Origin of the sequence: Mycobacterium sp. E787 (assembly GCF_001668725.1) — a bacterium.
Taxonomy (GTDB): Bacteria; Actinomycetota; Actinomycetes; order Mycobacteriales; family Mycobacteriaceae; genus Mycobacterium.
Genome location: NZ_LZKL01000121.1, coordinates 48973 through 66932 on the forward strand (window position 1 = coordinate 48973; position 17960 = coordinate 66932).

20 protein-coding genes and 1 pseudogene are annotated in these 17960 nt (G+C 69.0%); 10 read left to right on the forward strand and 11 right to left on the reverse strand.

Translation table 11 applies throughout. From position 1 onward, the window contains the following. Positions 1-17: 17 nt before the first annotated feature. A pseudogene (locus A5705_RS23735) lies at positions 18-581 on the reverse strand (chorismate mutase). A 46-nt stretch (positions 582-627) separates the two neighbouring features. Between A5705_RS23735 and A5705_RS23740 the strand changes: the two are divergent. Further along, positions 628-1251 (forward strand): hypothetical protein, encoded by a 624-nt coding sequence (locus A5705_RS23740; RefSeq protein WP_231964270.1) that lies wholly within the window; start codon positions 628-630, stop codon positions 1249-1251. Positions 1252-1312: 61 nt separating this feature from the next. Here A5705_RS23740 and ag85B read toward each other — a convergent pair whose 3' ends face one another. Continuing rightward, a complete protein-coding gene (ag85B, locus tag A5705_RS23745; protein ID WP_067876703.1) occupies positions 1313-2305 on the reverse strand; it encodes a diacylglycerol acyltransferase/mycolyltransferase Ag85B in 993 nt (330 codons plus the stop codon). Between the two features lie 407 nt (positions 2306-2712). Here ag85B and A5705_RS23750 point away from each other — a divergent pair, with 407 nt between their 5' ends. Continuing rightward, the gene (locus A5705_RS23750; protein WP_067876701.1) at positions 2713-3837 is read left to right on the forward strand and encodes a hypothetical protein; all 1125 of its coding nucleotides are present in this window, start codon (positions 2713-2715) and stop codon (positions 3835-3837) included. Between the two features lie 81 nt (positions 3838-3918). Here the strand turns inward: A5705_RS23750 and A5705_RS23755 are convergent, their stop codons facing one another. The 3 genes from A5705_RS23755 to A5705_RS23765 are packed head-to-tail and all read right to left on the reverse strand — an operon-like array spanning position 3919 to position 6781. Continuing rightward, positions 3919-4464: a YceI family protein gene (locus A5705_RS23755; RefSeq protein WP_067876697.1), complete on the reverse strand. Its 546-nt coding sequence runs from the start codon at positions 4462-4464 to the stop codon at positions 3919-3921. Between the two features lie 13 nt (positions 4465-4477). Continuing rightward, positions 4478-5491, reverse strand: a complete 1014-nt coding sequence (locus tag A5705_RS23760; RefSeq protein ID WP_067876694.1) for an alcohol dehydrogenase — start codon at positions 5489-5491, stop codon at positions 4478-4480. A 24-nt stretch (positions 5492-5515) separates the two neighbouring features. Next, complete coding sequence (locus A5705_RS23765) at positions 5516-6781, reverse strand: cytochrome P450 (RefSeq protein ID WP_067876691.1); 1266 nt, start codon at positions 6779-6781, stop codon at positions 5516-5518. Positions 6782-7088: 307 nt separating this feature from the next. On the opposite strand from A5705_RS23765, the gene A5705_RS23770 reads away from it, so the two are divergent. From A5705_RS23770 to A5705_RS23785, 4 genes are all read left to right on the forward strand, one after another. After that, positions 7089-7391, forward strand: coding sequence for a hypothetical protein (locus A5705_RS23770; protein WP_197516927.1), 303 nt, complete (start codon positions 7089-7091; stop codon positions 7389-7391). Between the two features lie 81 nt (positions 7392-7472). Continuing rightward, positions 7473-7877, forward strand: coding sequence for a hypothetical protein (locus tag A5705_RS23775; protein WP_067876688.1), 405 nt, complete (start codon positions 7473-7475; stop codon positions 7875-7877). Between the two features lie 11 nt (positions 7878-7888). Continuing rightward, the gene (locus A5705_RS23780) at positions 7889-8176 is read left to right on the forward strand and encodes a hypothetical protein (RefSeq protein ID WP_067876683.1); all 288 of its coding nucleotides are present in this window, start codon (positions 7889-7891) and stop codon (positions 8174-8176) included. A gap of 57 nt (positions 8177-8233) precedes the next feature. Then, positions 8234-8461: a hypothetical protein gene (locus A5705_RS23785; RefSeq protein WP_067876680.1), complete on the forward strand. Its 228-nt coding sequence runs from the start codon at positions 8234-8236 to the stop codon at positions 8459-8461. Between the two features lie 3 nt (positions 8462-8464). On the opposite strand, the gene A5705_RS23790 is transcribed toward A5705_RS23785, so the two are convergent. Together A5705_RS23790 and A5705_RS23795 are read right to left on the reverse strand one after the other, a co-directional pair. Beyond that, entirely contained in the window at positions 8465-9595 is a 1131-nt protein-coding gene (locus A5705_RS23790; RefSeq protein ID WP_067876677.1) for a nitronate monooxygenase, read from the reverse strand. Positions 9596-9699: 104 nt separating this feature from the next. Beyond that, a complete protein-coding gene (locus A5705_RS23795) occupies positions 9700-10161 on the reverse strand; it encodes a hypothetical protein (RefSeq protein ID WP_067876674.1) in 462 nt (153 codons plus the stop codon). Positions 10162-10326: 165 nt separating this feature from the next. Between A5705_RS23795 and A5705_RS23800 the strand changes: the two genes are divergently transcribed. The 3 genes from A5705_RS23800 (at position 10327) to A5705_RS23810 (ending at position 15107) form a co-directional block, all read left to right on the forward strand. Beyond that, positions 10327-11991, forward strand: coding sequence for a PE family protein (locus A5705_RS23800; protein WP_068280403.1), 1665 nt, complete (start codon positions 10327-10329; stop codon positions 11989-11991). 139 nt (positions 11992-12130) lie between these two features. Next, the gene (locus A5705_RS23805; protein WP_067874729.1) at positions 12131-14071 is read left to right on the forward strand and encodes an NAD(P)/FAD-dependent oxidoreductase; all 1941 of its coding nucleotides are present in this window, start codon (positions 12131-12133) and stop codon (positions 14069-14071) included. A gap of 10 nt (positions 14072-14081) precedes the next feature. Next, positions 14082-15107, forward strand: a complete 1026-nt coding sequence (locus tag A5705_RS23810) for an alcohol dehydrogenase catalytic domain-containing protein (protein ID WP_067874727.1) — start codon at positions 14082-14084, stop codon at positions 15105-15107. Here the strand turns inward: A5705_RS23810 and A5705_RS23815 are convergent. The 3 genes from A5705_RS23815 to dtd form a co-directional block, all read right to left on the reverse strand. Then, positions 15104-15439: a hypothetical protein gene (locus A5705_RS23815; RefSeq protein ID WP_067874723.1), complete on the reverse strand. Its 336-nt coding sequence runs from the start codon at positions 15437-15439 to the stop codon at positions 15104-15106. The two genes, A5705_RS23810 and A5705_RS23815, sit on opposite strands and share 4 nt — an antisense overlap. A 6-nt stretch (positions 15440-15445) precedes the next feature. Then, positions 15446-16363: a class I SAM-dependent methyltransferase gene (locus tag A5705_RS23820; RefSeq protein ID WP_067874720.1), complete on the reverse strand. Its 918-nt coding sequence runs from the start codon at positions 16361-16363 to the stop codon at positions 15446-15448. 65 nt (positions 16364-16428) lie between these two features. After that, positions 16429-16860, reverse strand: coding sequence for a D-aminoacyl-tRNA deacylase (gene dtd / locus A5705_RS23825; RefSeq protein ID WP_067874718.1), 432 nt, complete (start codon positions 16858-16860; stop codon positions 16429-16431). Positions 16861-16911: 51 nt separating this feature from the next. On the opposite strand from dtd, the gene A5705_RS23830 reads away from it, so the two are divergent. Next, complete coding sequence (locus A5705_RS23830; RefSeq protein ID WP_067874715.1) at positions 16912-17217, forward strand: MTH1187 family thiamine-binding protein; 306 nt, start codon at positions 16912-16914, stop codon at positions 17215-17217. On the opposite strand, the gene A5705_RS23835 is transcribed toward A5705_RS23830, so the two are convergent. Next, complete coding sequence (locus tag A5705_RS23835) at positions 17214-17708, reverse strand: macro domain-containing protein (RefSeq protein ID WP_067874732.1); 495 nt, start codon at positions 17706-17708, stop codon at positions 17214-17216. The two genes, A5705_RS23830 and A5705_RS23835, sit on opposite strands and share 4 nt — an antisense overlap. Positions 17709-17960: the final 252 nt, after the last annotated feature.

The window sequence follows — 17960 nt, forward strand, 5'->3', positions numbered from 1 at the left end:
GGTGAGAATTAAATAAGTCAGCCCTGGCAATACGACTGAGTCGCCAGCGAAAGCGCTTGTTGATAAAGGTCATCCAGGCCTCGGGCGCGTATCACGTGGCCCCTGGCGGCGTCGATTTCCGGGCCGCAGTCCGGCGAGCGCAACAGGTCCCGGTGCGCCACGATCTGGGCCAGCATCGTCCGGTTGAAGCCGTCGATGGCCGACCGCGACGCCGACAGGTCCGGCGCGGCGGTCGGCGCGCCGGCCGGATGCAGCTTTCATCCCGCGAACCGGCTGTATTCGATTGCCTCCGTGGCGTTGATCTGATCGCCGAACACCCGGGCGACGTACTCGGGGTCGACGCGGGCGGCTTCGGCCTCGGCGCGCTCCTGCGCGAGCTCCTCCCGGACGCGGTCCGGGTCCTCGATGGCGCCGTGCGTATTCCACTTGAACGCCGCCACCGGCTCGGCGATCTGTAGCCGTTGTGCGGCCGTGTCGACCAGCTCGGTCAGCGCGCCGGTGGGATCGGCCCGCGCAGGCGTCGCGAGCAGGATCGCCGCCACCACACAGCCGACCAGGCCGACAGCGCAACGCATGACCATGATTCTGACCCGACGCCCCCGTTGTGCGGGGTTAGCCTGGCCGCTGATGCCACTGATGTCCTCGGCCGCCGAGAACCGCCGCCCCCGTGAGGATGGGGACAAACGCGTCGAATGGTTGCGTTCGGCGCAGGTTCGCGCGCTGATCGGCGCCGCGCTGACGGCCTCGCTACTGCTCGGGGGAGCTTTCCTGGCGGTGGACCGGCTGCACACGACCCCCTCCGACGTCCTGGACCATCCCGCCCAGCCGGTCAGCGACGACCAGTCCCGGGCTCAGGTGGTCGAGTCGGCCCAACAGATCGTGGCGCTGACCGGACTGCAGACGGCGTCGGCGGGCTACACGCTGATGTCGTGCAAAGACCGGGACGACCCGCCGTATCAGGGCGCGATCTATCTGACCTTCGCGCTGCCCGCCGCCGCCCGGCCCGACGCCTACTTCCCGAAGATCGCGGCCACACTGGCCGACCACGGTTGGGCCCACGGCCTGCCGCCGAACGATCATCCGTTCGCCGAGTCCCTCACCAAGGACGAGGTCACGATGATCGTCTATCTGCAGAGCGAAGAGCCGAGCCTCGGCGTCCTGCGCGTCTACGGCCAGTGCCGGAACATGAACGACCACCGCAGCGACTCCACGGCGTGGGCCGACGTCACCGACCGGCTCAGGGCCCCTTGACGCGCTGCTGCGCCCGACGTGGTCGTCGGGCGCAGCAGCGACCTCAGGTTGGGGCGGGTGGTTATCCGCCGCCGCCGGGAGTGGCGCCCAGGCTGCCCTGCAGGTCGGGCTTCATGGCGTTGAGCTGCGCTCCCCAGTACTCCCAGCTGTGGGTTCCGTTGGCGTCGAAGTTGAACACGGCGTTGTGGCCGCCGGCCGCGTTGTACGCGTCGCGGAACTTCAGGTTGCTGCTGCGCACGAAGTTCTCCAGGAACTCGGCGGGCATGTTGGCCCCGCCCAGCTCCGACGGCGTGCCGTTGCCGCAGTAGATCCACAGGCGGGTGTTGTTGCCGACCAGCTTGGGGATCTGAATCGTCGGGTCGTTGCGCTGCCAGGCGGGGTCGCTCGACGGACCCCACATTGCGTCCGGCTTGTAGCCGCCGGCGTCACCCATGGCGAGACCGATCAGGCTGGGCCCCATCCCCGAGGACGGGTCCATCAGGGCCGACAGCGAGCCCGCGTAGACGAACTGTCCGGGGTGGTAGGCGGCCAGGATCAGCGCCGACGAGCCGGACATGGAGATGCCGACCGCGGCACTGCCGTTGGGCTTGACGCTGCGGTTGGCGTTCAGCCATTGCGGCAGCTCGCTGGTGAGGAAGGTCTCCCACTTGTAGGTCGAGCACCCGGCCTTACCGCACGCCGGACCGTACCAGTCGGCGTAGAAGCTGGACTGCCCGCCGACCGGCATGATGATGGAGAGGCCCGACTTGTAGTACCACTCGAACGCCGGGGTGTTGATGTCCCAGCCGTTGTAGTCGTCCTGCGCACGCAGCCCGTCCAGCAGGTACACCGCCGGGGAGCCGTTGCCGCCGCTTTGGAACTGGACCTTGATGTTGCGGCCCATCGCCCCGGACGGCACCTGTAGGTACTCGACCGGCAAACCCGGGCGCGAGAACGCCCCCGCGGTCGGCGCGCCGCCGGCAAGACCGATCAGGCCCGGCAGGGTGACAGCCGCAGCTGCTCCGACCAAAAGCCGGCGCCCCCAGGCCCGGATCTTCTCGCTCACGTCTGTCATACCAGCCCCTTGTCCTTATGTGATGGCGGTCTCAGCTGGAATTTACCGGGTAATTCGGCGAAATGTCGATTGGGACGCGGTGGTGTCTCGCTTTCATATCGGTTTCCGACCGAATTTCGCATTGTGGCCAACGGGGTGGACGACGCAAGCGCGGGAGCGGGCACGGCCTCGCGCCGGCCCCTCGTGGTGCCACACCGGGCCGCTTCCGGGCGCGTGGCCTGCGCGTTCAACGTGGATTCAATACCGGGGCAGCCGAACTTGCGCGGAACGCGTAGGCTCTGACGAAGCAAGCCGATGGAGACCACACATTCCGGTCCGTTCCGGCCCTCACGAACTGCCGTGCCAGCGAGCTTTTGGTGCGCAAACGCGGGTGAGGGCGACGGAGGTCCGGGCCGAGAGGTGCAAGTTTGGACACGGTACTGGGGCTATCGCTGACGCCGACGACCCTCGGTTGGGTTCTCGCCGAGGGACACCGGGCAGACGGCACGATCCTCGACCACCGGGAATTGGTTCTGCGGGCCGGTCGTGGGGTGCGCGCCCTGGGCACCGCCGAACTGGTGGCAGACGAGGTACTGCGGGTCGACGAGTCGGCAGCCGCGAGCGAGCGTCGGGTCCGTGTCATCGGGCTGACCTGGAGCGACGATGCGTCCGCTCAGGCGGCACTGGTGCTCGAGGCGCTGACCGACGCCGGCCTGGACAACGTCGTGCCGGTCCGGTTGCTCGAGGCTGTCGAGACCCTCGCGCGCGCGATCGCGCCGGTCATCGGTTACGAGCAGACGGCCGTCTGCATCGTCGAGCACGAGTCCGCGACGGTCGTCATGGTCGACACCCACGACGGCGAGACGCAAACCGCCGTCAAGCACGTGCGCGGCGGCTTCGACGGGCTGACGTCGTGGCTGGGCGGCATGTTCGACCGACCGAGTGGCTGGCGCCCCGGCGGAGTGGTGATCGTCGGCGCGGACGCCGACATCAACGGGTTCTCCTGGCAGCTCGAAAAGGCTTTGCCCGTACCGGTTTTCGCTCAGACGATGGCCCAGGTGACCATCGCGCGGGGCGCGGCGCTGGCCGCGGCCGACAGCACCGAGTTCACCGACGAACAGCTGGTCGTGGCACACGTCGGCGAGCCCTCCGCCGCCCCCGCGGCCCGGCCCCGGCGGTTGTCCTACACCGGCGCCGCGACGGCCTTGGCCGCCGGCGCAATCACTTTCGTGTCCTCGCTGTCGCTGGCGTTGGGCATTCAGCTCGCCCCGACCAGCGAGTCGGCGCCGGCGAAACGCGTCGTACACGCGCCGCCCCCGCAGATCGCCGAGGCCGTCGCGCCGTCCGTCGCGCCACCCCCGGAGGCGAATCCGCTCGCGCCGCAGCCCAAGGCGCCCGCGGGCGAGCCCGTCCCCGAGTCGGTCGGCCAGGGGCGGCAGGAGAACGCGCCGGCCGATCCGCAGCCGGACGCGAGCGCCCGCCAGCCCTACTTGACCCGGGTGCTCGATCACATCCCCGGCGACGCCGGTGATCCGGCGCCGCCCCAGCCTTAAGGCATTTCACTCCGCGACACATAACCAGTCGAGAAGAAACGCCGCGCGCGAATCGCAACGGCTCATGTCTCGGCGCAGCGCTCAGGCCTTGGGGTGCACCGCGGTGAAGGACACCGACACCTCGTCGGCCACCTTCACCGAACCCATCAGCAGCGAGTAGGGCTTGACGCCGTAATCAGTTTGCCGAACGGTGGATTCGACCGACATTCGCCACGCGTCGCCGAGATCCTCTGTGCGCATCTCGATGACGTGCTTTCGCGATGTGCCGTGGACGTGCAGCTTTCCGGTCAGGCGATAGCCGTCGTCAGTCCTGTCGATGGCGTCCGCCGCGAAGCGGATCTCGGGATAGCGGTTGGCGTCCAACGACTTCAGCGCGTTCGACTTCACCAACATCTTCTCCGGCCCGGACAGGCCTTTGACCCCACCCTCGCCGCGCAGCACCTCGAACGAATCGACCTCGACCGTCAGTTCCGCGGTAACCGGCTCCGCGCCGGCCCACGCCACGGTGGCCTCCCAGCGCGTCATCGCGACGGTGAGCCGATGGCCCATCCGCGCCGCCCGGCCGGTGACGCCGGTGCGGATCAACAATTCACCGTCAGCCGGGGTGAGGGTCCAGAGGTCGGTCACAGACCGACTGTAGTCACATCGTCAAAACGGTGCGGTAGTGCGCTCTGCCCTGCTCCAGCGCCGCGTAGCCCTCGGCGGCCCGCGACAGCGGCAACTCCTCGACCCACGCCCGGACACCGGACAGGACCGCGAAATGCATGGTGTCCTCGACGTCCTTGGCCGTGCCGGAGGGGTGGCCCACGATGCTGAGCCCCGGCGTGATCAGCTGAACGGGACTGATGGGCAGCGGGTCCGGGGTCACCCCGATGGTCACCAGCTCGCCTTGCGGCGCCAGCCCGCCGACCGTGTCGGCCATGGCCTGGGAGTTGCCGGCGGTGCCCAGGACGACCGTCGCCCCGCCCAGTGCCTGCAGCGCCTCGGCGACGTCACGGCCGGTGGAGTCGATGTAGTGATGGGCGCCCAATTTCTTTGCGTCCTCGGCCTTACCGGTGCCGCGCGCGATCGCGATGGTTTCGAACCCCATCGCGCGGGCGAACTGCACGCCGAGGTGGCCGAGCCCGCCGACGCCGAGGATCGCCACCCGGTCACCGGGCAACGCCTTGGTGTGGCGTAGCGCGTTGTAGGTCGTGACGCCGGCGCAACCCATGGGGGCGGCTTCCGCGTCGGTGAGCTCCGACGGGATCCGGGCCAGCGCGTTGGCCGGCACGGTCACCGATTCCGCGTAGCCGCCGGGGTAGTGCCAGCTCGGCACCTTGCCGTTGACGCAGTGGATGAAAATGCCCTTGCGGCACGGGTCGCAGTGGTAGCAGCAGCCGCCGAACCAGCCGACCGCGACGCGATCGCCCACCGCGAAATCGTCGACCCCCTCGCCGAGTTCGGCGACGGTTCCGGCGATTTCGTGTCCCGGGGTCAGCGGCCACGACATGTTCGGGAAGCCGCCGTGCACGAAGGCGCGGTCGGTTCCGCACACGCCGCAGGCGGTGACGGCTATCCGCACTTCGTCGCGCCCCGGCGCCCGAGTGTCTGCTTCGGCAAGCTCCAGCGGCCCGCCCACGGACTGAATTTGGACGGCTCGATGTGTCGGCATCCGCTTAGCCTAGTGCGCGACAGGTCATTTCGTCGCGTCGGCGGTGTGGTAGTCGACCTGCCAGTGCTTGATCCCGTTGAGCCAGCCCGACCGCAGCCGTTCGGGCTTTCCGATCGACTCCAGGTTGGGGATGCCGTCGGCGATCGCGTTGAACATCAGGTCGATCGTCATCCGCGCCAGGTTTGCCCCGATGCAGTAATGCGCACCCGTGCCGCCGAATCCCACGTGCGGGTTGGGGTCCCGCAGGATGTTGAAGGTGAACGGGTCGTCGAACACTTCCTCGTCGAAATTGGCGGAGCGGTAGACCATCACCACCCGCTGCCCCTTCTTGATCTGCACGCCGGAAAGTTCGTAGTCCTCCAGCGCGGTGCGCTGGAACGAGGTGACCGGGGTGGCCCACCGGACGATCTCGTCGGCCGCGGTGGCGGGACGCTCCTTCTTGAACAGCTCCCACTGATCGGGAAAGTCGGTGAAGGCCATCATGCCCTGGGTGATGGAGTTACGGGTGGTCTCGTTGCCGGCCACCGCCAGCAGGATGACGAAGAAGCCGAACTCGTCATCGGACAGCTTGTGGCCGTCGATGTCGGCCTGGACCAGCTTGGTGACGAGGTCTTCCCCCGGGTTCTTCGCCCGGTCGGCGGCCATCTGCATGCCGTACATGATCAGTTCGACGGAGGCGGTGATGGCGTCGTTGTTGGCGAATTCGGGGTCCTGGTCGCCGACCATCTCGTTGGACCAGTGGAAGAGCTTCTTGCGCTCCTCCTGTGGCACACCCATCAGGCCGGCGATCGCCTGCAGCGGCAGCTCGCAGGAGACCTGCTCCACGAAGTCGCCGCGACCCTGGGCGGCCGCTTCCTCGACGATGCGCCGGGCGCGCTCGGCGAGGTCACCACGGAGGCGCTCGATGGCGCGGGGAGTGAAGGCGCGCGAGATGATCTTGCGCAACCGGGTGTGCTGGGGGGCATCCATGTTGAGCAGGACGAACTTGCCGCGTTCGACTTGCTCGCCGACCGTGCCGTCCTTGTAGCGCGGCAGCGCGGTCTTCTGCAGGCTGGAGAAGACGTCGCTGCGCAGCGAAATTTCTTTGACGTCCTTGTGCTTGGTGACCACCCAGAAGCCGCCGTCGTCGAATCCGCCCGCCCCCAGCGGCTGCTCGTTCCACCAGATCGGCGCGGTGCGACGCAGCTCGGCCAGCTCTTCCACCGGCAACCGCTCGGCGTGGACGTCCGGGTCGGTGAAATCGAATCCGGGCGGCAGATTGGGCTTGGCCGTCGGCTCTGCGGTTGACATGGCGCACTCCTCGATACGAATTCGTCTAGGCGTCCTTGTGCTAAGGAAACCATTGCTGCACCACGGTTGGGAAGGTTCGCGGCAAGATAGACGGCCCGAATTGCAACGTGTTCAGTGCCGATGAGTTTCAGGGCAGCCATCCGGTCCGTATGGGCATGCGCATTGTTCTGAGCGACTTCATGAGCCTGGATGGCGTCGTCCAGGCCCCGGGCGGCCAGGGTGAGGACACCGACGCAGGATTGCCCACGGGGGCTGGTCCATACCGTACTTCGAACCGGAAACCATGGGACCGGCCGTCGCTGAAACGATGGCCGACACCGAGGCGTTGCTGTTCGGCCGCCGCACCTGGGCCGGCATGGCCGCGGTCTGGCCAACGCTCGCAGGCGATCCGTTCGCCGACCGGATGAACGAGATCCCCGAGTACGTCGCTTCGCGCACGCTCGGCCGGGACGACTTGAGCTGGCCCGGCTCGATGCTGCTGCCGCCCGACGACGCGATCGGCGCGATACGCGAGCTGCGCGCCCGGGACGGCCGGGCCCGCGCGCTGGAGCTGGTGTCGGCGACGACGACGGGCACCGGCGTGCTGATCTGTACGTACCGGCGCCGTTGACCGTCCCGGCAAACCACCTTGTGGCCAGCGGCGCAATCGATATGCTTTGATGCAGGTCACAGGCGACAAGCGGGGTGGAACATGATTCGGCAACTGCTCAGCGCCGCTTCCGTAGCGGGCATCACGATCGGCGTGGCGCCGTGTGCGGCAGCCGATCCGCAGTACAACGGCGACGTGCCCAACATGAATTACCAGGCCTCCCTGGGCGCGCCGTGCGACAACTACGAGCGCTTCATCTTCGGGCGCGGGCCCAGCGGCCAGGCCGAGGCCTGCCACTTCCCGCCGCCCAACCAGTTCCCCGCGGCCACCACCGGCTACTGGGTCATCTCCTATCCGCTCTACGGCGTACAGCAGGCCGGCGCGAAGTGCCCGGGCCCGCAGGCGGCCGCGCAGTCGGATCGCGGGCTGCCCATGCTGTGCCTGGGCGACCAGGGCTGGCAAGAGGGCTGGTTCACCGGGGCGGGGTTCTTCCCTCCCTCTTCGTGAGGGGACGGTCGATGAGCGCCACCCGGCCCGCCGCCCCGATCCCACGCTGGCTGCGCTTCGTCCTGGCGTCCGATCGGGCCGGCTCGGCGTGGTACATCGGGGCCGGCTTCTTCTTCGCGCCGGTGCTTGCGGTGCTGTCGCCGTGGCCGGCCGTCACCGCCGCGCTGTGGGGTGTCATCGGGCTGGCCGGGCTGTGGCTGGGCCTGCTCGGCATCGCGATGGCCATCGGACTGGCGCGGGTATTGCGCTCCGGTGCCGAGATTCCCGAGGACTACTGGCGCACCCTGGTCAACTACTGACATCCAGACCCCACGTCTAGAGTCGGGTCAAAGGCGTTGCAACGAAAGGGGACTCCGATGGGCTTCAATCCCAGGGATGCGGTCGACGCGGTCAAGGACATCGCGACGAATGCCGTGGACAAGGCTTCGGACATCGTCGAACACGCCGGCGACATCATCCGGGGTGACGTCGCCGGCGGTGCCAGCGGCATCGTCCAGAACTCGATCGACATCGGCACCTATGCGGTGGACCGCACCAAGGAAATCTTCACCGGGCGCGAGGACGTGGACGAAGTCGACGAGTAGTCGTCAGACCGTGGCGGCCTCGTTCAGTTCGTCCAGCCGGTTGGTCGCTTCGAGGTACTCCTGCACCCACCGCTCGATGACGGTCGCCGTCTTCTCCACCTTGGTGAATTGCCCGACCACCTGACCGACCGGGTTGAACGCGACGTCGACGGTTTCGTTCGGGTAACGGTTGGTGGCGCGCACGGCCATGCCGGAAACCATGTACTGCAACGGCATACCGAGCGGCTTGGGGTTGTCCGGCTGCTCCCACGCCTCGGTCCAGTCGTTGCGCAGCATCCGGGCCGGCTTGCCGGTGAACGACCGACTCCGGACGGTGTCACGGCTGCTCGCCTTGGCGTACGCCTGTTGCTGAACCGGGGTGTTCGAGGCTTCCTCGACCATCAGCCATTGGGAGCCGGTCCACGCTCCCTGGGCGCCCAGCGCCAGCGCCGCCGCGATCTGCTGACCGCTGCCGATGCCGCCGGCCGCCAGCACCGGCACCGGCGCGACCTCCTTGACGACCTGCGGCCACAAGACAATTGAGCCCACCTCGCCGCAGTGGCCGCCGGCCTCGCCGCCCTGCGCGATGATGATGTCAACCCCGGCGTCGGCGTGCTTGCGGGCCTGCGAGGGCGAACCGCACAGCGCGGCCACCTTGCGACCGGTTTCGTGGATGTGCTTGATCATGTCGGCCGGGGGAGTGCCGAGCGCGTTGGCGATCATCCGCACCTTCGGGTGCTTCAGCGCCATCTCGACCTGCGGGGTGGCGGTCGCCTCCGTCCAGCCCAGCAACTGCAGGGTGTCCTCGTCCGCGTTCTCCACGGGTACACCGTGGTCCGCCAGGATTTTCTTGGCGAAGTCCAAGTGCTCCTGCGGGACCATCTTGCGCAGCGTGTCGGCCAACTCCTCCGCGGACAGGTGGGAGTCCATGCCCTCGTACTTGTTGGGGATCACGATGTCGACGCCGTAGGGGTGGTCGCCGATGTTCTCGTCGATCCAGTTGAGCTCGATCTCCAGCTGCTCGGGCGTGAAGCCCACGGCGCCGAGCACGCCGAAACCACCGGCCTTGCTGACAGCGACCACGACATCGCGGCAGTGGGTGAAGGCGAAGATCGGGAACTCGATGCCAAGCTCGTCGCAAATCGCGGTGTGCATGCCTACTCCTGGGGCGCTCGCCGAACTGAAACGTGTTCTAGTTTAGTACGGCACTCGTTGACGTGGAAAGCCGCCCCGCACCAGCGCGTCGGCACTACAGGGTGTCAGCTCGACGCGCGCGCTATCCATACGAAGAGGAACGCCAGCATTCCCGCGAAGCAGACCAGATGATCGCGGCAGATGGCTCGCGCCAGACGGCTTTGTTCGGCCCGTTCGTCCGCGCGATGCCCGAGCCGAACGGCGCTCGGGACCGTGTGCGTCAGGGCAAGGACCATCGGCACCCCGGCGAGCGCCGCCGATATCGCCGGCACCCATGCCGGGTCGTGACCCCGAGCGGCCTGAAACCCCAACGCCGCCAACAAGATCAGCATGACGAGGGCGATGAGGTGGCTCATCGGTCGCGACGCGGTCGTCGCGCGATGGTAGTAAGCCGCGATGGAGGCGAGCACCGGCTCGGGCAATTCCTCACGCGCGCTTCGGTATTTGACGACCTGGACGTCGAAGATCAGATCCATCCACAAGACGGCGAGCAGGAAGCCGCTGCATGCCGTGAGCAACGGGGCCACGACGCTCGTTACCTCCGGTTCGCCTGGGCGCCACCAACGGGTCGACAATATGTTTCCCCGTTTAGCCGCTGCTGGGAAACAGCTTTGAATTATTAGAAACGTGTCGAATTTAGCCGGCGAGGATAACTACCATCCTCTCGGGGCGGGCTACCTGGAGGTTGTCGGATGTCGTTTTTGGTTGCAGTGCCGGACGCAGTGGCCACCGCCGCGGAGAACGTGGCGGGCATCGCTTCATCGTTGAGCTCCGCCAACTCGGCAGCGGCCATCCCGACCACCGGTCTGCTGGCTGCGGCCGATGACGAGGTGTCGACGGCGATCGCTTCTCTGTTCGCCCGCCACGGCGCGCAATACCAGGCGCTCAGTGCTCAGGCGGCGGCGTTCCACGCGCAGTTCGTGCAGGCATTGAGCAACGCGGCCGGCAGCTACGCGACCGCGGAGGCCGCGAACGCGTCGCCGTTGCAGACCCTGGAGCAAGACGTGCTGGGGATCGTCAATGCGCCGACCAACACCCTGTTGGGACGCCCGCTGATCGGCCCCGGCAGCGACGGCGCTGCGGGGACCGGGCAGAACGGCGGTCCGGGCGGAATCTTGTGGGGCCGCGGCGGCAACGGCGGCTCGGGTGCGGCCGGCCAGGCCGGCGGCGCCGGCGGGGCGGCCGGCCTCATCGGCGTCGGCGGCGTCGGTGGGACCGGGGGCGCCGGCGCAGCGGGAGGCCACGGCGGCACCGGTGGCTGGTTGTGGGGCAGTGGCGGGTCCGGCGGGGCCGGCGGGACCGGCGGCGGTGCCGGCGGAGCCGGCGGCAACGCCCTGCTGATCGGCTCCGGCGGTGTTGGCGGCGGCGGTGCGGCCGGGGTCTCCGGGGGTGCGGGTGGCACCGGCGGCCGCGCCGGCTTCTTCTCGGGCATCGGCGGGGCCGGCGGGGCCGGCGGCGACGCCACGACCGGCACCGGCGGGGCGGGCGGGGCCGGCGGTAACGGAACCGGCCTCTTCACCGGCTTCGGCGGTGCCGGTGGGCACGGTGGCGCCGCCACCGCTGCCGGGGGCACCGGCGGCGTGGGCGGCGCGGGCGGCCAGGGCTGGGCCCGCAGCCCGTTGGGGATCGACCTGACCATGGGCGGGGCCGGCGGACACGGCGGCGACGCCACCGTCGACGGGGCTACCGGCGGCGCCGGCGGCGCGGGCGGCACCAGCGTTTCCAGTGGCTTCTTCGGAATCGACTTGGCCCAGGCCGGCGCCGGCGGCGTGGGCGGCGCCGCTGTTAGCTCCGGCACCGCCGGGGCCGGCGGCGCGGGCGGTGCCGCCGCGGCTCCCGACTTCGTCGGGTGGGGCGCTTCCATCGGCGGCGACGGCGGGGCCGGCGGTGCCGCCTCCGGCAACGCGACGGGCGGCGCCGGCGGCGCGGGGGGTGTGGCGGCGACGGTGACGGGCATCGCCGGCGGCGGTGCGGGCGGAGCCGGCGGCGCCTCGACGCTGGGCGACGGTGGCGTCGGCGGGCACGGCGGCTTTGCCGCCGGGCTGCAGGGCGCCATCGGCGGTAACGGCGGGCACGGGGGCGCCGCTCCCACCGGCAACGGCGGCAACGACGGCGGCGACGGCGGCGGCGGCCTCGGCTTCTTCGCCCAGGGCGGCGCCGGCGGCGACGCCGGCACCGGTGGCGGCCCAGCCAACGGCGGCAACGGGGGCAACGCCGGGATCATCGACATGGGCACCTACAACCCGTCGATCTTCGGCATCGGCGGCAACGGCGGCAACGGTTTCGGCACCGGGCACGGCGGCACGGGTGGCCAGGGCGGTCACTTTGGCGCGCCCGGCGCGAACGGCAAGCCATAGCCCCATGAGCGGGTGATGCCCAGCGGGCGGCGTGCCGATCCTTGATCCTCTCCGCCGCAACGGGGTAGCGTGGTGCCCGCAATTACGAAACGCGCAGTAGCGTAATTGGCCGCGCCCCTCTACCGGAAGGATCGGCTTGATGCGCAGCCGCTATGCCGGCCATCCCTTCACCACGCCGACGGACGAGATCGCGGCCGCCCTCGAGGATGTCAGCATCCCGACCCTGCTGCTTTCGCTCGTCCACATCACCGGCGATCCCCGGTTCATCCGCGACTTCAAGCCCCTGGGCATCTTCCTCAACGAGGTGCAGGGCTTCATGTCCGAGGAGGACAAGGCGCGGGCCCGCGCGGCGGCGCTGCCGGTGCTCACCGACTACCGGGACCGCGGTTGCCCCGAACCCGAGCCGCTGAGCCTCGAACTCATTCGGGAGATGATGGACTGGGCGGCCTGCGAACACGTCACCGACGACTACCTGCCGCTGATCCTGGAAGAGATGGATCTCGACGGCGTCGACCCCCGCCGTCCGGCCGCCCTGCCGACGCAGTCCGCCGCCGAACTCCCGGTCCTGGTGGTCGGATGCGGGGAATCCGGCCTGCTGGCCGGCATCCGGCTCAAGCAGGCCAATATCCCCTTCACCATCGTCGAGAAAAACGCCGGGCCCGGCGGAACGTGGTGGGAGAACAGCTATCCCGGCGCCCGCGTGGACGTCGCAAACCACTTCTACTGCTACAGCTTCGAACCCAACAACGATTGGACACACTTCTTCGCCGAGCAATACGAGCTGCAGGACTATTTCACCAAGGTGATGAACAAGCACGGCCTGGCCGAGCACATTCGGTGGAACACCGAGGTCGTCGAGGCGGAATGGGACGATGCCGACGGGTTGTGGAAGGTCTCGGTGCGCGGCCCGGACGGCCGGGTGAGCACGATCAGCGCGCGGGTCGTCCTGACGGCCGTCGGCCAGCTGAACCGGCCCAATGTCCCCGAATTCGACGGAGCCGACACCTTCGAGGGGCCGTCATTTCACTCGGCGGCCTGGGATCACTCGATCGATCTGACGGGCAAGCGGGTCGCGCTCATCGGCGCCGGCGCCAGCGGCTTCCAGATAGCGCCGGCGATCGCCCGCCAGGTCGACAAGCTCACCGTGTTCCAGCGCACCGCCCAGTGGATGTTCCCGAACGCCATGTACCACGACGAGGTCGGCGACGGGGTGCGCTGGGCGATGCGGCATCTGCCCTTCTACGGCCGGTGGTACCGGTTCCTGGTGCTTTGGCCCGGTGCCGACAAGGGACTCGACGCCGCAGAGGGCGACCCCGACTACGCCGATCAGGACTACGCCGTCAGCGACATCAACGCCGCCGCCCGAATGATGTTCTCGCAGTGGATCACCAGCCAGGTCGGCGAAGGCCCGAACTCCCAAGAGCTGTTGGACAAGGTGCTGCCCGACTATCCCGCCACCGGGAAACGGACACTGCAGGACAACGGCAGCTGGCTGCAGACGCTGCAGCGCGACAACGTCGAGTTGGTGCGCACCCCGATCCAGAGGATCGCGCCGCACGGCGTCGTCACGGACGACGGCGTGACGCACGAGGCCGACGTCATCGTGTACGCGACGGGGTTTCGCCACACCGATGTGTTGTGGCCGCTGAAAGTGACCGGCCGCAACGGTATTGACCTGCACGAGCTGTGGGGTAGCCGGCCGTACGCCTACCTCGGCATCACGGTGCCCGGATTCCCGAACTTCTTCATCATCTACGGACCCGGGACCCATCTCGCCCATGGCGGCAGTTTGATCTTCCAGTCCGAACTCCAGATGCGCTATGTCGGTCAGTGCCTGCAGCGGCTGGCCCAGGAGAAGCTGCACTCGGTGGAACCAAAGGCCGACGCCGCGACCGACTGGCACCAACGCACGCAGAACCAGATCAAGAAGATGGTGTGGTCGCACCCCGCCGTCAAACACTCCTACTTCAAGAATGCCGACGGGGAGATTCATACCGTCAGCCCGTGGCGCCTCAACGAGTACTGGGCCGCGGTGCGCGCACCCGACTGGTCGAATTTCCTTGTCCGGCAGAGAAAGTGAGCACACCACTATGCGAACGGTAGTCCTCGACGGACCACGCAATATCGAGGTCGACACACGCCCCGATCCGGCACTCCCCGGTCCCGACGGAGCGATCATCTCGGTCACCGCCGCCGGAATCTGCGGATCGGATCTGCATTTCTACGAGGGTGACTATCCGCTGGCCGCACCCATGACGCTCGGCCATGAAGCCGTCGGCACCGTAGTCGAGGTCGGGCCCGAGGTGCGCACCGTCAAGGTCGGCGACCAGGTGATGGTGTCCTCGGTGACCGGCTGCGGCGCGTGCCCGGGATGCGCCACACGCGACCCGGTGATGTGCTACTCCGGGTTTCAGATCTTCGGCGGCGGCGTGCTTCCCGGGGCGCAGGCCGATCTGCTCGCCGTGCCGGCGGCCGACTTCCAGCTGCTCACGACTCCCGAAGGGATCAGCACCGAGCAGGCGCTGCTGCTCACCGACAACCTGGCCACGGGCTGGGCGGCGGCACAGCGAGCCGATATCCCGTTCGGCGGGACGGTCGCGGTGATCGGCCTGGGCGCGGTCGGTCTGTGCGCGCTGCGCAGCGCGTTGTTTCAGGGCGCCGCAACGGTTTTCGCCGTCGATCGCGTCGACGGCCGGCTGGACCGCGCCGCCGGGTGGGGAGCGACGCCGGTCAAGGCACCGGCGGTGGAGGCCATCCTGGCGGCGACGGGCGGGCGCGGGGCCGACGCGGTGATCGACGCCGTCGCGACCGACACGTCCCTGACCGACGCGCTGAACGCGGTGCGGCCGGGCGGCACCGTTTCGGTCGTCGGCGTGCACGACATGAATCCGTTTCCGCTCAACGCGCTGGGGTGCCTGATTCGCAGCATCACGCTGCGGATGACCACCGCACCGGTGCAGCGCACCTGGCCGGAGTTGATCCCGCTGCTGCAGTCCGGCCGGCTCGACGTCGACGGCATCTTCACCACGACCCTGTCGTTGGACGAGGCGGCCAAGGGCTACGCGACGGCCCAGGCGCGGTCCGGCGACGAGGTGAAGGTCCTGCTGACGCCCTAACGCCGCCTGTGCACTCGGCCACGGCGGCCCGAGACGAGACACATCACCGGCCAGCCGTGCGCGGCGGCCGTCGCGGCGAGCCCGCAGCGGGGGTTCACGGGCCGCGGAAATCCGACCAGCGCCATCGACGCCGCATCCTCGTCACCGTTGGCGTGGCAGCAACTGCCTTGCACCGCAACGTCATCGGCGGAGCAGAACTGCTGCACCGCCGCGGTGAAGGCGTCGACCAATGTGCCGTCGAGGTCGAAGAAGGCGGCGATCCCGGGCCCCGGTGTGCCCGCGCCGATCTCCGCGATGGCGTCGGCGGGCGAGCGCCTCGTGAGCGGCACCATCCGCGGTCACCCCGACCGGATCGCCGTGATGTATTCGGAGTGCATGATCGCGTCGATCTTGACGTCCACCTCCGGAGGTGTCATCCCGTAGCCGGCCTGCAGGTCGAGTGTGTTGCGGACCGGATCGACGGCCCACCCATGTGCGGCCAGCGATTCCGCCGGATCACCCCGGGGCTCGTAGGTCAGCGCCGAGAAGTCCACGTCACCCGACATGTTGACCCCGGGATGGTCCGCTTCCAGGGCCGCGAGCTGCTCGCGGTCCAAGCGGGATCCCAGCGCGCCTATGGCGATCCGGCTGCCCGGCGCGCTCAACCCGCTGATGCGGGTGAAGAGCGTGTTCTGCGCTTCGTCGGTGAGGTAGGGCAGCACGCCCTCCACCGACCAGGCGCTCGGGGTCTCGGTGTCGAAGCCCGCCGCTTCCAACCGCCTCGACCAGTCGGTGCGCAGATCGGCCCCGACCTCGACCCTGCGGGCCTTGGGCACGGCGCCGTGCTCGCCGAGCACGCGCACCTTGAATTCCAGCACCTTGGGCAGGTCGACCTCGAAAACCGTTGTGCCATCGGGCCAGTCGAGGCGGTACGCGCGGGAGTCCAACCCGGCGGCGACGATCACCGCCTGCCGGATGCCCGCCTCGCCGGCCGAGGTGAAGAAGTCGTCGAAGAACCGGGTCTGCACACCGTAGAGGCGGGGAAAGGCCGTCTCGTCGTCGGAGGTTCCCGGGTTGGCAAGAACACCGGACAGATACGGGTCCCGGGCGGCGGCGATGAAAACCTTCGCGTATTCGTCGCGGACCAGTGGCCGCGGGCTCATGGCGTGCAGCGCGCGCCATCCCGCCACCAGCAGCGCGGTGTAGCCCACCCCGCTGACGATGTCCCATTGGTCGTCGTCGGAGCGAAGCGACCCGAATTCAGGTGGAGTGCTGATGGTCGTCCCCTCGCGTCAGAATCGGCGCCGAAGCCGACATCCACCAAGGTACTGCGGTGGCGCCGTCAAATCTCCAGAAGCACCGTAACCGGACCGTCGTTCACCAATTCGACCTGCATGTTCGCGCCGAAGACGCCGGTCTGCACGTCGGCTCCAAGGTGGTGCAACGCCTCGGCGAACGCCGCGACCAGCGGTTCGGCGACCGCTCCCGGGGCTGCCGCGTTCCAGGACGGCCGGCGGCCCTTCGCGGTGTCGGCGTACAAGGTGAACTGGCTGACCACCAGGATCGGCGCGTTGACGTCGGCCGCCGAGCGCTCATCGGCGAGAATGCGCAGATACCAGAGCTTTTCGGCCAGCCGTCGCGCCACGTCGGGATCGTCGCCGTGCGTGACGCCGACGAAGGCCAGCAAGCCCTGGCCGTCCGGGCGGATCGCGCCCACCACCTGTCCGTCGACCGCCACCGACGCCGACGAGACCCGTTGCACCAGAACCCGCATGGCCCTCGATGCTGCCAGGCCGGGTTCGAAACGGGTGGGTAGGCTCGTGACGTGTCCGTGCTCGTCGCGTTTTCCGTCACGCCGCTGGGCGTGGGCGAGGGCGTCGGCGAGATCGTCGCCGAGGCGGTTCGGGTGGTCCGCGAATCCGGCCTGCCGAACAGGACGGATGCGATGTTCACCGTGATCGAGGGCGACACCTGGACAGAAGTGATGGCCGTCGTGCAGCGTGCGGTGGAGGCCGTGGCCGCCCGCGCACCCAGGGTCAGCACGGTGATCAAGGTGGACTCGCGTGCCGGAGCCCACGACGCGATGACGCAGAAGGTCGCTTCCGTCGAACGCCACCTGTCGGGGGGCTAAACCTCCACCGCGTCCCGGAACGCCCGCTCCGCCACGTCGCCGTGAACGGCGAACACCACCTTTTCCAGCGAGCTCGCCCGGTGCTGCCTTACGACGTCGACCATCAGCCGCGCGGCTTGGTCGAGCGGGAAGCCGCCGACGCCGGTGCCGAAGGCCACCAGGGCCAGCGAGCGGCACCCCAGTTCGTCGGCCTTGCGCAAGGTGGCGCCGGTCGCGCGGGCGATGATCTCGGCCGAGGTCGGGCCGCCCGGTTCCATCGTCGCGGCGTGGATGACGTAGCGCGCAGGCATTTCGCCCGCGGTGGTTTCCACCGCCTCCCCGAGCCCGATCGGCGCCTTCTCGGTCGATTCGCGCTGCACCTCAGGGCCGCCGGCGCGGACGATTGCCGCGGCGACGCCACCACCGTGCCGCAGCTGCGTGTTGGCGGCGTTGGTGATCGCGTCGAGCTCGAGCTTGGTGATGTCGGCCTGCACTACCTCTAACTCAATCATCGGTTCATTGTCGCGCGCTGCGGGATCGGCGGCGCCCTTCCGCCGCCGAGGGGTAGCTTTGTGCTGGCTCTCAGAGAGGCAGGTGCGAACGGCATGACGAGTGAAACGCCCGGCGAGCCCGGGGGACCCGGCGGGGCCGGCGGCCGCGGCGGCGCGGGTGGTGTCGGCGGTGCGGGTGGCGCCGGCGGTGCCGGGGGCGCCGGCGGAGCCGGTGGCCGCGGTGGTGACGGCGGCCGGGGGGTTGACGGAGCG

Bases quoted from the DNA above. Each gene is read 5' to 3' on its own strand.
- A5705_RS23740 (WP_231964270.1), top strand. From the start codon at position 628: ATGCCACTGATGTCCTCGGCCGCCGAGAACCGCCGCCCCCGTGAGGAT.
- ag85B (WP_067876703.1), bottom strand. From the start codon at position 2,305: ATGACAGACGTGAGCGAGAAGATCCGGGCCTGGGGGCGCCGGCTTTTG.
- A5705_RS23760 (WP_067876694.1), bottom strand. From the start codon at position 5,491: ATGCCGACACATCGAGCCGTCCAAATTCAGTCCGTGGGCGGGCCGCTG.
- A5705_RS23765 (WP_067876691.1), bottom strand. From the start codon at position 6,781: ATGTCAACCGCAGAGCCGACGGCCAAGCCCAATCTGCCGCCCGGATTC.
- A5705_RS23770 (WP_197516927.1), top strand. From the start codon at position 7,089: ATGGCCGACACCGAGGCGTTGCTGTTCGGCCGCCGCACCTGGGCCGGC.
- A5705_RS23775 (WP_067876688.1), top strand. From the start codon at position 7,473: ATGATTCGGCAACTGCTCAGCGCCGCTTCCGTAGCGGGCATCACGATC.
- A5705_RS23780 (WP_067876683.1), top strand. From the start codon at position 7,889: ATGAGCGCCACCCGGCCCGCCGCCCCGATCCCACGCTGGCTGCGCTTC.
- A5705_RS23785 (WP_067876680.1), top strand. From the start codon at position 8,234: ATGGGCTTCAATCCCAGGGATGCGGTCGACGCGGTCAAGGACATCGCG.
- A5705_RS23790 (WP_067876677.1), bottom strand. From the start codon at position 9,595: ATGCACACCGCGATTTGCGACGAGCTTGGCATCGAGTTCCCGATCTTC.
- A5705_RS23800 (WP_068280403.1), top strand. From the start codon at position 10,327: ATGTCGTTTTTGGTTGCAGTGCCGGACGCAGTGGCCACCGCCGCGGAG.
- A5705_RS23805 (WP_067874729.1), top strand. From the start codon at position 12,131: ATGCGCAGCCGCTATGCCGGCCATCCCTTCACCACGCCGACGGACGAG.
- A5705_RS23810 (WP_067874727.1), top strand. From the start codon at position 14,082: ATGCGAACGGTAGTCCTCGACGGACCACGCAATATCGAGGTCGACACA.
- A5705_RS23815 (WP_067874723.1), bottom strand. From the start codon at position 15,439: ATGGTGCCGCTCACGAGGCGCTCGCCCGCCGACGCCATCGCGGAGATC.
- dtd (WP_067874718.1), bottom strand. From the start codon at position 16,860: ATGCGGGTTCTGGTGCAACGGGTCTCGTCGGCGTCGGTGGCGGTCGAC.
- A5705_RS23835 (WP_067874732.1), bottom strand. From the start codon at position 17,708: ATGATTGAGTTAGAGGTAGTGCAGGCCGACATCACCAAGCTCGAGCTC.